The 13,444-nt window shown below is 28.0% G+C and carries 10 protein-coding genes; all 10 read right to left on the bottom strand.

Going from position 1 to position 13,444, the window contains the following annotated elements:
- Nucleotides 1-66: 66 nt before the first annotated feature.
- The 10 genes from J2Z25_RS16855 to J2Z25_RS16810 all read right to left on the bottom strand — a co-directional run bounded on the left by J2Z25_RS16855 (nucleotide 67) and on the right by J2Z25_RS16810 (nucleotide 13,309).
- On the bottom strand, nucleotides 67-1,512 hold the full coding sequence (locus J2Z25_RS16855) for a DEAD/DEAH box helicase (protein ID WP_209741396.1): 1,446 nt from the start codon (nucleotides 1,510-1,512) through the stop codon (nucleotides 67-69).
- A 293-nt stretch (nucleotides 1,513-1,805) separates the two neighbouring features.
- A complete protein-coding gene (locus tag J2Z25_RS16850) occupies nucleotides 1,806-2,408 on the bottom strand; it encodes an HAD family hydrolase (RefSeq protein ID WP_209741395.1) in 603 nt (200 codons plus the stop codon).
- Nucleotides 2,409-2,493: 85 nt separating this feature from the next.
- On the bottom strand, nucleotides 2,494-4,155 hold the full coding sequence (locus J2Z25_RS16845; protein WP_245173464.1) for a multicopper oxidase family protein: 1,662 nt from the start codon (nucleotides 4,153-4,155) through the stop codon (nucleotides 2,494-2,496).
- 83 nt (nucleotides 4,156-4,238) lie between these two features.
- Nucleotides 4,239-4,739, bottom strand: a complete 501-nt coding sequence (locus tag J2Z25_RS16840; protein ID WP_008677133.1) for a DedA family protein — start codon at nucleotides 4,737-4,739, stop codon at nucleotides 4,239-4,241.
- A 109-nt stretch (nucleotides 4,740-4,848) separates the two neighbouring features.
- A complete protein-coding gene (locus J2Z25_RS16835) occupies nucleotides 4,849-5,886 on the bottom strand; it encodes a M42 family metallopeptidase (RefSeq protein ID WP_209741412.1) in 1,038 nt (345 codons plus the stop codon).
- A gap of 371 nt (nucleotides 5,887-6,257) precedes the next feature.
- Nucleotides 6,258-8,567 (bottom strand): bifunctional glutamate--cysteine ligase GshA/glutathione synthetase GshB, encoded by a 2,310-nt coding sequence (gene gshAB / locus J2Z25_RS16830; protein ID WP_209741394.1) that lies wholly within the window; start codon nucleotides 8,565-8,567, stop codon nucleotides 6,258-6,260.
- Nucleotides 8,551-9,879, bottom strand: a complete 1,329-nt coding sequence (locus J2Z25_RS16825; protein ID WP_209741393.1) for an MATE family efflux transporter — start codon at nucleotides 9,877-9,879, stop codon at nucleotides 8,551-8,553. The genes gshAB and J2Z25_RS16825 overlap by 17 nt, the downstream gene beginning before the upstream one ends.
- A gap of 20 nt (nucleotides 9,880-9,899) precedes the next feature.
- Nucleotides 9,900-10,223 carry an ArsR/SmtB family transcription factor gene (locus tag J2Z25_RS16820; protein ID WP_209741392.1) on the bottom strand — a complete coding sequence of 108 codons (324 nt, stop codon included), beginning with the start codon at nucleotides 10,221-10,223 and terminating at the stop codon, nucleotides 9,900-9,902.
- 221 nt (nucleotides 10,224-10,444) lie between these two features.
- Complete coding sequence (locus tag J2Z25_RS16815) at nucleotides 10,445-11,242, bottom strand: RelA/SpoT domain-containing protein (RefSeq protein WP_008677122.1); 798 nt, start codon at nucleotides 11,240-11,242, stop codon at nucleotides 10,445-10,447.
- Between the two features lie 45 nt (nucleotides 11,243-11,287).
- Nucleotides 11,288-13,309, bottom strand: a complete 2,022-nt coding sequence (locus tag J2Z25_RS16810; RefSeq protein ID WP_209741391.1) for a YgiQ family radical SAM protein — start codon at nucleotides 13,307-13,309, stop codon at nucleotides 11,288-11,290.
- Nucleotides 13,310-13,444 lie beyond the last annotated feature (135 nt).

Genomic DNA, 13,444 nt, shown 5'->3' with positions numbered 1-13,444 from the left:
CGTAAAGGCTTTTTAAACTTTTACAAATCATTCTCTTATATACATAAATATTAAGAATTATATCTTTTAATTTTTAGCTTTGCTTAACTTAGCAACTTTTCCCTTTAATTTTATTTCCTTATATCTTTTTAATATTAAATTACCTTTACCATTTAAAATATCAACAAAAGAATGCCCCTCTTGAACATCTATTATTCCAATATCTTCTCCTGTTAATTCTTCTAGATTACTAAAGGCACCTACTATATCAATATTTCTTATTTTCTTCTTTTTTCCTGCTGTTATATGTATCTTAGTAACTTCATTGTGAATATTCTTCTTAACATTTGTTTTATTATTATAATCATTTTTTTGACTTTCAAAAAATCTTTTTCTTCCTTCTATTATTTCTTCATATTCGGGAAGATTAGCTTCTTCTATGCTGTAATTTATATATTCTTCGATTTCATTTAAAAATCTTCTTTCTCCTTTAGATACTAAAGATATTGCAAGTCCTTTTTTATCACCTCTTCCACTTCTTCCTATTCTATGTACATAACTTTCTTTTTCCATTGGAACTTCATAATTGAATACATTAGTTATATGGTTTATATGTATTCCCCTTGCTGCAACATCAGTAGCTACAAGTACTTTAAATTCTTTATTTTTGAAATTCTCCATAGTTGCTAATCTATCTTTTTGATCCATATCTCCATGTAGTTCCTTAACACTAATTTTTTCTTTCTTCAATAAAGAACTTAAATTTCTAACTGAATCCTTAGTATTACAGAAAATTATTGCTGATTCATCTGTAAATGCATAAAGTGATTTTAATAAATACTTAAACTTTTCTTCTCTATCTACATTTAAATATTTTTCAGAAATTTTATCTCTGTTAAATACCTTTGATTTTATATTAAGTACAGCTGGATTATTCATATAATTTGAATATAATCCCTCTATCTCCTTTGGAATTGTAGCTGAAAATAATGCTGTATTTTTTGATTGTGGTAGCTTATCTAATACATCTCTAATTTGATCTATAAATCCCATATTTAGCATTTTATCAGCTTCATCTATTATTACAAAATCTATATCATTTGTATTTAAATTTCCTCTTTCAATATGATCTATAACCCTTCCAGGAGTTCCACATACTATATGTACTCTTTGCTTCAGCTCTCTTATTTGTTCATTAAAAGGCTGTTTTCCAAAAATGGCCGCACACCTAACTTTTTTCAATCTCCCTATATTTGATATATCTTCTTTTACTTGAATTGCAAGTTCTCTTGTTGGGACTAATATTAAAGCTTTCACCTTATTTTCTTCCACATTTACTAATTCACATAAAGGAATACCAAAGCTTGCTGTTTTTCCACTTCCTGTTTGAGATTTTACTACTAAATCCTTTTTATCTAATATATATGGAATAACTTCTTGTTGAACTTCAGATGGCTTTTCAAATCCTAAATTCTTTAATGCCTTAAGAATTTCTTCACTTAAATTCATATTCTCAAATTTATCTATCTTCATTAAAATACCTCACTTTTTTTAATACTGTTATTTAAATATATTTCCTAATAAACCTATTTACTGTTATTAAATAGTATTATTTATTTTACCCCATAGCACTAATTTTAACAATGCTAGTTATTTATAATAAGATGTTTTGAAAACAACCTAAAAAAAGTAAGTACATATAGTTTTTATTATTTCATTACTTTTCTCCTAATAAACGTAAATTTATATAATTACTTTAAACTAAAGAAATAAAAAATAGAAACTATTCTTAAAAATAACTTTAAATATAGTTTCTATCGTTCCTATTAAATATTTATATTTAAATTCTTTAAATCACTTCTCAGTTTTTGTGGAGTTTCAAATAATAAAGTATTAATACTAAGTTTCTCTGCTCCCTCTATGTTTAATTTTGTATCATCAATAAATATAGATTCTTCTGCTATTAAATTATATCTTTTTAATATTAGCTTATATATTTCTTCTTCAGGCTTAATCAACTTTTCTTCGTAAGATACTACTCCACCATCAAATAACTCAAAAAAATTATTTTTCCTTTTCACATCTTTAAAAGCTAAATAATGAAAATTAGATAAATAAAATATCTTATATCCATTATTCTTTAAATCTTTTAGAATTTCTATAGTTTCTTCAATAGGTTTTAATATATTATACCAATCTTCAAAAACTAATTTAATATCATCTCCATACTTACTATTCCTATCAATTATTTTATTAATTGCTTCATTTTCTGTTATAGTACCTCTATCTAACATAACCCATTCTTCACTTTGAAAAATTTCCCTATATAAATCCTCTATTTTTTCCTCTGTTATCTTTTCTTTTAAATATTCTTTTGGATTGAAACTTAATAATACATTTCCAATATCAAAAATTATATTCGTATACATATATCCTCCCATTATCTTTACTTTATAAAAAACAGTAGATAGATACTCTACCTACTGTCCAATTATTTTAGATAACATTATTATATCATTTTACACAATTACATTCTACAACTTTTAAAGGTCTCATCATTTCATAGTCTTCATGCTCTAAGAAATGACAATGCCATACATAATTACCTGCATAACCTTTAAATTGCATTATAATTCTAGTTACTTTTCCTGCCTCAGAATCTACTGTATCTTTGAATCCTCTTTCATAATCATGAGGCTCTTCTTTTGGTCCAGTATAAATTACTTCACCTGTATTATTATAAGCCTCAACATCAAAAGGTCTTCTCCAAAGAATTTTAAATTGAATTAAATGGATGTGAATTGGATGAGGCAGAGGCATTGGATTTATTAAATTCCATATTTCAATACTATCAAGTTCAGGTTTCTCAGTAACAGGATCACTCCAAGTCATATTATCAATCATAAGCATAGGCCTACCATAACGATCAGTCATAGCTCCAAAAGATACTTTTCTTTTTCTTCTTACTAAATCTTTATTTAGTGGGTGTACCACTCTAAGAGTACTTGGAACAACGCTTGTATCTTCGCCTTGTAATGGCTTTACAACATTAAATCTCATAATCATATTAGTTCCTGATATATCAGCATTAGTATCGTCATTCATTAATATAATTCTTTCTCCAACATGTTGTGAAAAATCTATTATAATATCAATTCTTTCAGCTGGCATTAACTTAAATGATGTTAGGTTAACAGGTTCTTCTATTAATCCTCCATCAGTACCTATTTGAATAAATTCTTCATTATTAGAAAGTCTCATAATATATTGACGTCTATTTGAAGCATTTAAAATTCTGAATCTATACTTACGAGGCTCAACATCTAAATACGGCCAAACTTTACCATTTACTACTATTGTATCCCCAAAGAATCCAGGTACTATTGACGGAAATACACTAACTGGAAATGGTGGAGCTGCTGGATAAAATAATTCTCCTTCTTCAGTAAATGATTTATCTTGTACTAAAAGAGGAACTTCATATTTCCCCTTAGGCAAATTTAATCTTTCTTCTAATAAATCTCTAAGGATATAAAAACCTGCAAGACCTGCATATACATTTAATCTTGTTTGTCCCATGGCATGATCATGATACCATAGTGTAGTCCCTGATTGATAATTTGTATATTCGTAAACTTTTCTAGTAAACTCAGGTCCTGTAACTTTAAATCCATTAGTGAACCAAGCTTCTGGATGTCCATCACTACTACTTTCAACCTTTGCGCCGTGTAAATGAACAACAGTTTTACCTTCTGGGTCATCTACTGTTCCATGCAAGGTTGTATCATAGGGCAAAAAATGCTTATCAGGCAATTTATTATCCCATAATACATTGGTACTTATATTCTTAAATGCCTCTATTGTTGGACCAGGATATAATCCATTATATCCCCATATCTTGGTTGGTGGAAAATATGATGAAAAATAATGTTCTGCTTCTTTCATAGTAATATGATAATGTTTTTCATTATCTTTATACTCATTATTAGTATCATATATAGGCTTTGCTGTTTCAGGAATCAGCAATTTATCTATGAATTTGGGAATTGTAAATGGATCAGAAGGATTAACTATAAAACATATATTATCATTACAACACTTTACTTCTACTTTATCTTCTGCATTTTCTTCTAGCTCATTTTTCGAAGCTTTTTCATTTGGTTCGCTTGAAACCATATATCTCACTCCTTAAGCTAATTTATAATATAATATATTCACTCTTATGTAAAATGTTCTTTTTATAGCAACCTTTTATTTCTTTACATAAACCAACTTCCAAAAGCGTATCCTGCATATATGAATACTGCATTCCATATTGCTATACCAATAGTTGAATAAATAGAAAAATTTATTATATTCATTCTAAACATTCCAGCAACGAAAGGTATTAACGTTCTTCCTACTGGAATTAGTCTAGTTATTAAAACTCCCTTGTCCCCATAATTTTCTATGTAAAAGCATACCTTATCAATAGATTTCCGAGCCTTTGGAAACTTATTGTATACCTTAGTTAATATTGGTTTTCCAAACCAATAAGATATACCAAATAAAACGTAGCTTGCTAACGCACCTGCCAAAACAGATATTGCTAATGCTACAAAAAAGTTAATTCCTGACTTTGCCACAGCTATCCCTATAGCTGGCATTATTATAGCAGCTCCTAATCCCGGAAAATTTAAGTATTCTAAAAATATAATTATAAATAAAAATATTAAGCCATATCTTGCAAAATATTCTATTACTATTTGAATATTATCCATTTCATCTACACTCCAAGCTATATATGTTGATGACTTTTATTTTACCCTATCTTTCTTAAAATTAAATATTGTTTTCCTTAATTTTTACTTAATTATACTTTTATATTATTTAGTTCATTAAATATGCTACAAGTAACTTTATTGTATTTTCTAATCCTTCATAGTGTGTTCTTTCCATTCCATGTGAAGCATGAACCCCTGGTCCTATAAGTGCTCCCCTTATATCATTTCCTCCTCTTAAGGCAGCTCCTACATCTGATCCATACATAGGATAAATGTCTACTGCATATTTTATATCATTTTCTTTAGCCAATTCTATAAGAGATGTAACCATATTATAATCATAAGGTCCACCGGAGTCTTTCGCACAAATTGATACATCATATTCAGTACAACTTAAATCATCTCCAATACATCCCATATCTACTGCTATCATTTCAGTTATATCCTTTGGAATATATGAGGCTCCATGCCCAACTTCCTCATATATAGAAACAAATAACTTTGTTGTGTACTTAGGAGTTATTTTTTCTCTATTAAAGATTTCTAATAATCCCATTAATGCAGCTACGCTACCTTTATCATCTATAAATCTTGATTTTATAAATCCACTTTCAGTTATTGTTGTTTTAGGATCTATAAAAATAAAATCTCCAGGACATATTCCAAGCTCTTCAACATCCTTTTTTGAAAGCACCTTTTCATCAATTCTAACTTCCATATTTTCTGGATCACGTTTCTTTTCCTTACTATCCGGATAAACATGAGCTGCTGGACTTGTACTTAAAAATGTTCCTGTATATATTCTTCCATCTCTAGTTCTTATCTTACAATATTCACTATCTAAAGTTGGGGGAATTGGACCTCCTAACAAAGTGAACTTTAGTGTTCCATTATTAGTAATAGACCTAACCATTGCTCCTAATGTATCTACATGAGCTGCAAGTCCTATAACTTTATCATTACTTTTTCCTGGTATTGTTATTATTCCACATCCCTTGTTCGTTGTTTCAAACTTATATCCAAAACTCTTTGAAATTTCCTCAATCACCTTAATAATATCAAAACAAAATCCTGTTGGACTATCAAACTCCAATATTCTTTTAGCAGTATTTAATACGTATTCTTTATTAATACTATATTGCATCATTATCACTCCTCATTCCTTTTATATCGCTTAAATCTATCATTTAAACCTTGGAGATATAAAGTAAAATAAATATTCTCTATCAGTTTATTTTACTATATTTTCTTATTGTATTTCCATATTTATATAATATTTATACATACTTTCTCTTTCTAATATTACCATTAATCTATTTAATATTATTCTTTAATATATCTATTCTTATATACATTACTCAAAGACTAACAATCTATATGTATCCATTAATGAAATATTTTGCAGTTGTCAAAGTAATCTACAATAACTAGTTAATATTTTTGTAAATGTACCAAAATAAATAAAAAAACTTCTCTACAACAATTTAGTTAAGAAAAGTTCTTTTTATTTGATATCTATTTATTTAATAATTCAAGAGTATTTAGTATTTCCTTTGCAATTTCTCTTTCTTCTCCTTTATAAGGATATGAATGTATATGAATTGCAGGATTAAAATTAAGTTCAATTATTGCATAGCTTGAATTTTCATCACTATAGTCTTCTATCATCATATCAACACCACAAATATTCGCACCAACTGATTTTGCTGATTCTACAGCTATATCTTTAAACCTTTGTGGTATTAAATCTGTATAATCTATACTATCTCCACCTGTACTAATATTTGAGTTTTCTCTTAGATATACAATTTCATCTTCATTAGGAATATAGTCAAAGTCTTTTCCTTCTTGTTTTAAGAATAACTTTGCATGATCATCTAAATTTATTTTTTCTAATGGAGTTTTATAGCCCTTTCCTCTAAGTGAACTTTTATTTTTTTCTTCAACAAGTTCTTTAATTGTACTTTTGCCATTTCCAATAACATTTGCTGGCACTCTATGAAGAATTCCAGGCACTTTATCTCCTATTACTAAAAATCTATATTCTTTTCCTTTAATAAATTCTTCAACTAAAACTGTATTGTCACTTGCAAAAGCTATTTCAAAAGCCTCTTTGATATCTTCTTCCTTTGCTCCATCCTTAAATATTGATATACCAATTCCGAAGTTAGTTGACTTTGGTTTTACTACTATAGGTTTATCAACAAATCTTTTAATATTTTCTATAGCATCTTCTAAAGAAAAGAACTCAAACCCACTTGGAACTTTTATATTATTTCTATTTAAAATTTCCTTTGTAACAACTTTATTTTCCATCATTAAAACTGTTATATAGCTATCTTTTGAAGTTTTAGTTGCTTGCTTTACATATTCAATATGATTACCTTTCTTTAATGAAATAAAGTTTTCACTTCTATCTATTACATCAACCTTTATTCCTCTTTTCATAGCTTCCTTCATCAATATTTGAGTTGAAAGCTCTAAGTCTTCAAATCCTTCTAATTTAAATCTATTTTTATAAGCATCTTCTCGATATTCTTTAGCTAATTTTAAATGACTTTCTATAAATCCTTCTTCCTTTACCATTTCAGAAATTCTGGCCGCATAAGTTAATTTAGGATCTAATACTTTTTCTATCATGCTATTAATTATTTCTTCTTTTCCTAAGCATAGCTCATTATTCATATTTTTAATTTCATTTAATATTTGAATAGCCCAATCATTTTTAGATATAGTTTTCCCATCTTTATATAAAGTTACATCCATTTGTCCATACATAGAAATTATATTTTGATTATTTTGAGCTTCTTCTTGCCAGTTCTTATAATCACTTTCTTCTTTAACAAGTAAGTATATAGTAAATATATTTATAAAGTTTAAATCATCTAATGATATTCCAGCCTTATTAAATGGATTTATATCTATACTTCTTATCTCAAGATAATTTATACCATCATCTAATAATGAATCTAAAAATCTAGTGTTATCTATTGCTTTTAGTCTTATTTGTGTATATAACTCTTTATGACTATCTATAAGCTTATCATCTATAAATCTATATACGCTTGAAACATAATCCTTAACTGAAGTATATTCTGGATATAAATCTATAGGATTCTTGTACCCACATTCACTATTTCTATAAGATATGGCTCCATCATTAGTAAAACTATCATTTGTTATCTTATTTAAATCTACTACACATTTTTCTCCAAATGTCTTATGCATAATAGTTGTTCCACCTAAAAGATATATAAGTAACCACCTGTATCTTAGATAATTTCTAACTACCTTTAAATAGATATTATCTCTAAAATCTCTATAACTTTCTTCTTTGCCAATCACTTTGTATAAATCTTTTATTAATTCTTCATTAAATGAAAAATTATAATGTATTCCAGATATTAATTGCTTTTTTCCACCATACTTTTTCAAAAGTTTTTTTCTATAATCACTTGCTCCCTTGCCAGTATCACACTTTCCATAATCTGCAACAGGTATTAAATCATCATCTGGAATATCACATGGCATAGATTGTGGCCAAAGATATTCATCCTTAAGTTCTAATGCTGTAATATCATAAAGAGAGTTTAAAAAGCTATAAACCTCTTCTAAAGTATTTAAAGTTGGTGTTATAAGCTCAATTTGACTTTCTGAAAAATCAGTAGTTATATATGGATGACTTATCTTGCATTCAAATACTTCTGGATGCTTAGTTAAAGCTAATCCACCATTTTCATTTACTCTTAATGTCTCACGCTCGACTCCAAAATTTCCTCTTAATAATTTATTTCTATATTCAAGTGATTTAATCACATCTAACATCTTTATACTCCTTCCATATGCTAAATTTATAAATGATATAGGCTGTAGAACCTTTTAAAATACTTGATATTGATATTCCCCACCATATTCCACTTACTCCTATATATCTTGTAAGCACTAATGCTAGTGGAATTCTAAGTATAGTAAAAATTATACTTATAAGCGCTGGTATTTTAGGAACTCCAAGCCCTGTAAACACACCGTTAGATATCATTTCTATAGTTGCAAATATTTGTGAAAATCCTATTATTCTTAAATAATCACTTGCAATTACAATAGTATTATTTTCTCTAATAAATATCTTTACTAATACCTCTGGAACAAATATAAATATTATACTTACAAATAAAGCATAAATCATCCCTATTCCTATTGCAGTATTATATCCTTTGTTTATTCTGGTATACTTTTTAGCTCCGTAATTTTGTCCAACAAAACCAGCAATAGCTCCATTTAATCCACCTACAACCATATAAACTATAGATTCTATTTGTAGACCTATTTTTTGAGCTGCTATTGCATCTGAACCAAATCCTCCTATTAATCTAGCTAAAATTATATTTACTAAAGTAAATAATACTCTTTGAAAAGACATAGGAAGTCCTAAAATAGTTATTTCTTTAATCTTCTTATAATCCAATCCATTTCTAAAATTAATACTAAATAAGTTCCTTGCCTTTATTATAAATAATATAAACATAATTCCATTTGCTATTAATGTTCCAAGAGCAGCACCTGTAACTCCTAGATCAATACCATATATAAATAGAGGATCTAGAATCATATTTATAACTACTCCTACTGCACTTATATTAAGAGCACTTTTATTAACACCAAAACTATTAAAAATTCTGATATATAATGTATTGAAAAATGAAAAGAAAAGCATTGGCGAACTTATAGCTAAATAAATATATGCTTGTTTTTCAACTATAGTATTACCTAAATTTAAAAACTGTATAAAGTTCTTTCCAAAAAAGATTAATACTAAACAATATATTAAGCTGACAGCTCCATTTAATATTACTCCATTAGATATATACTCTTCTACCGCTTTATTATCTTTTTTCCCTATAGAGTGTGCAACCTTTATTCCTGTCCCTATGATAACAAAAGCATTAATTGAATATCCAAGTCCAATAAAAAAGCTAGAAGATCCTATACTTGCTACTGCATCACTACCTAATCCCCCTACCCATAACATATCTATTAAGTTATAAGTAAATTGTAATAGAGAACTACCTATTATAGGTATTGCTAAGGCTATTAATACCTTTAACACATTACCTTTAGTTAAATCAACCTTTTTCATATTTCTCTCCATATTAAAAATTATTCATTCTTATCAATGCACTTTGAACTACATATACATCTTTGATTATTAGTTAAAATACTATTCAAAAATCTCATAAGTTCGTCACATGATTCTATATCCAAACTATAATACATCCATGTTCCTTCTTTTCTACATTTCACTACTCCACAATCCATCAAAACCTTCATATGATGTGATAATGTTGGTTGGGTAAAATGAAAATTTTCTAAGATTATACAAGCACATTTTTCCCCTGTAGATAACATATCTACTATCTTAACTCTATTTATTTCACCTAGTGCTTTAAATATTTTTATATTCTTCTCATAGTTTTTAATCATTACACCCTCCTTACATAGACAAGTATCTATATATAATTTATATAATATATAGATACTTATCTATTTATAACACATTTAAATATAGATTATTATCTATGTTTAGTCAATATATAATCTGTAATATTTTACGAAGCAAAATGGTGAAAGAATGAAAAAATTAAGAAAAAAATCTTCTTCTATTTCAAAAAAGGCAGATTTGAATTATTAAATCTGCCCCTTTTCTATTTTAAACTTTTTAATCTTTCTATTTCTTCCTGTTGCTTTTTTATTACATTTAAAAATTCTTCTTCTTTATTAAACCATTCTTTACTTAAATCATTTATCAAAGAAGCCATTTCATCAGCACTTCCTGCAATTCTATTAAATAAAAGGAGATTTGACTTTAATATTTCTGGTATTTCTACGTGAGAATATCTAAGTCTATGATCTATTTCACCATAACCTTCTTCAAATATTGTTCTAACTTGAATTTCAGCTATAACTTTTTCGTTAGTTGGATAAAACTCAACTAGGTAATGGACCGATCTATATCCTGATATTCTTGATCTAACCTCAATATCTAATTCTTCAAACTTCTTAGTATTATCTCCTTCTCTAACATTTGCAGTAACCTCTATAACCTTCCAAGTCTTAGTGATAAATTCATGAATATCCTGCCACTGATCTTTAAATATGTGTATAACTCTAATTCCAATTAAATCATTTATTTCATTTTTATAATTATCTAAAGTAAATTGAAAGTCTTCACCATATTTTAATTTTCTATCTTCAGTTTTTCTTATGATTTTTTCAATTAATCTATCTGGATCTTTTATTCTTGATTTCACTGAATGAATCATTGGCTGAGAACGTAAAATATTAGATATAAAGTCTGCTTGATTCTCATAAGAAACTTCATAATCTACGAAATCATTATAAATATCTTTTAAAACTTCGATGTCTATATTATTTTCTTTTATTATCTCTTCTACCTGTGGATATTTTAATATGAATTCATCTATCCTAAAACTCTTTTTCATTTACTTCTTCCCCTTTGGCTATAGGATTATTGTAGTAGTTTAATTTTATCTACCTTTTCTACTATTGCTCTTGCTACTTCTTGACTTTGGTCCTTTACCTTTAAAATCTCCAAATTTTTCTTTTGCCGCACATTTGTTATTTGTAGACTTTGAATTTGATTTATTATTCATTTTTGAAGCTGATTTTGACTTAGATCCTTGTTTACCTCTATTAGAACTACCTCTAGCTATTGCTTCTTCCTTTTTCATCTTAGCTATATACCTATCTGCTTTTGATTTTATTAAGCACTTAGGACCATTTCCTATTAAGTCTTCTCTTCCTGCTTTAACTAATGCATCATGAACTAAATTGTAATTCTTAGGATTTTTAAATTGAAGAAGTGCTCTTTGCATAGCTTTTTCTTCTCTTGTCTTTGGAACATATACTTCTTTACCAGTTATAGGGTCTACTCCTGTATAGAACATAGCTGTTGATAATGTTCCTGGTGTTGGATAAAAGTCTTGAACTTGCTCTGGTTGATATTTTGTATCTCTTAAATATTCAGCTAATTCTATAGCTTCATTTAATCCACTACCTGGATGGCTTGACATTAGGTATGGAATTAAGTATTGTTCCTTACCTAATTGCTTGTTAATCTTAAAGAACTTTTCTCTAAATCTATCATAAGTATCACCTGAAGGCTTACCCATATATTTTAAAGTATTAGCTGCAACATGCTCTGGAGCAACTTTTAATTGTCCACTTACATGATGTTCAACAAGTTCTCTAAAGAAAGTATCATCTTTGTCCGCCATTATGTAGTCATATCTTAATCCTGAACGAACAAATGCTTTCTTTACTTTAGGAAGCTTTCTTATTTTTCTAAGTAATCCTAAGAATTCACTATGATCTACTATTAAGTTTTTACATGGCTTTGGAGTTAAACATTGTTTACTCTTACATGCACCTATAGTAAGCTGTGTTTTACAAGCTGGTTTTCTAAAGTTTGCAGTTGGACCTCCAACATCATGTATATATCCCTTAAAATCTTTAAGATTAGTTATTTCAACAGCTTCATCTAATATAGATGATTCACTTCTACTTTGAACTGCTCTTCCTTGATGGAATGTAATTGCACAAAATGAACAATTACCAAAACATCCTCTTGAGCTTACTATACTAAATTTTACTTCTTCTAAAGCTGCAATTCCACCAAATTCATCATATATAGGATGACATTCTTTAGTATATGGAAGTCCATAAACCTTATCTAACTCTTCTCTTGTAAGAGGCATTTCTGGAGTATTACAAACTACATATCTATCACCATGCTTTTGTACTAAAACTTTTCCTCTTACAGGATCTTGTTCTTCATATTGTATTTTAAAAGCCTCTGCATATTTCATTTTATCTTTTGTAACTTCTTCTCTTGAAGGTAACAACTTATAATCACCATAAATTTCATCTAATGAATCTATAGTATATGTAGTTCCATTTATATGTCTTATGTATTTTGCTTCAAATCCATCATTTAAAGCATTTGCAACTTCTACAATTTGCTTTTCACTCATTCCATATGTTATAAGATCTGCTCCACTATCTATAAGTATTGAATTTCTTACATTATTATCCCAATAATCATAGTGAGCTAATCTTCTTAAACTTGCTTCAAGTCCACCTATAACAATATTTATATTTTTATAAGCTTCTCTTATTTTATTACAATAAACTATTGTGGCTCTATCTGGTCTTGCTCCCATTTTTCCACCAGGAGTATAAAGATCTTTTTCCCTTCTTCTCTTGCTTACAGTATAGTGGTTAACCATAGGGTCCATATTCCCACCATTAACTAAGAAAGCAAGCCTTGGTCTTCCAAGCTTCATAAAATCGTCTGTACTATGCCAATCTGGCTGTGGGATTATACCAACTTTATATCCTGCATCTTCTAATACTCTTGAAATAATTGCTGTTCCAAAACTATGATGATCTATATAGGCATCCCCTGTTACTATAATGAAATCACATTGTTCCCATCCACGTTCTTGCATATCTTCTTTACTGATTGGTAAAAATCTGTTATTTGACATTTAAACACCCACTTTTTTAAAATTGACAATTGATACTTGAAATCTTCGCATTTATCCTCTACATATCAATATTAACATTACGTCTAATGATTATAACATTTTAAAGCAATTAAATCATTTATTTTTTCATATTTT

It is taken from the genome of Clostridium tertium, from assembly GCF_017873245.1.
Classification (GTDB): domain Bacteria; phylum Bacillota; class Clostridia; order Clostridiales; family Clostridiaceae; genus Clostridium; species Clostridium tertium.
This window is presented reverse-complemented; position numbering and strand designations above follow the sequence as displayed.

What these genes read in the sequence shown, in the direction of transcription:
- J2Z25_RS16855 (WP_209741396.1), bottom strand. Translation starts at nt 1,512, where the DNA reads ATGAAGATAGATAAATTTGAGAATATGAATTTAAGTGAAGAAATTCTT.
- J2Z25_RS16850 (WP_209741395.1), bottom strand. Translation starts at nt 2,408, where the DNA reads ATGTATACGAATATAATTTTTGATATTGGAAATGTATTATTAAGTTTC.
- J2Z25_RS16845 (WP_245173464.1), bottom strand. Translation starts at nt 4,155, where the DNA reads ATGGTTTCAAGCGAACCAAATGAAAAAGCTTCGAAAAATGAGCTAGAA.
- J2Z25_RS16840 (WP_008677133.1), bottom strand. Translation starts at nt 4,739, where the DNA reads ATGGATAATATTCAAATAGTAATAGAATATTTTGCAAGATATGGCTTA.
- J2Z25_RS16835 (WP_209741412.1), bottom strand. Translation starts at nt 5,886, where the DNA reads ATGCAATATAGTATTAATAAAGAATACGTATTAAATACTGCTAAAAGA.
- gshAB (WP_209741394.1), bottom strand. Translation starts at nt 8,567, where the DNA reads ATGTTAGATGTGATTAAATCACTTGAATATAGAAATAAATTATTAAGA.
- J2Z25_RS16825 (WP_209741393.1), bottom strand. Translation starts at nt 9,879, where the DNA reads ATGAAAAAGGTTGATTTAACTAAAGGTAATGTGTTAAAGGTATTAATA.
- J2Z25_RS16820 (WP_209741392.1), bottom strand. Translation starts at nt 10,223, where the DNA reads ATGATTAAAAACTATGAGAAGAATATAAAAATATTTAAAGCACTAGGT.
- J2Z25_RS16815 (WP_008677122.1), bottom strand. Translation starts at nt 11,242, where the DNA reads ATGAAAAAGAGTTTTAGGATAGATGAATTCATATTAAAATATCCACAG.
- J2Z25_RS16810 (WP_209741391.1), bottom strand. Translation starts at nt 13,309, where the DNA reads ATGTCAAATAACAGATTTTTACCAATCAGTAAAGAAGATATGCAAGAA.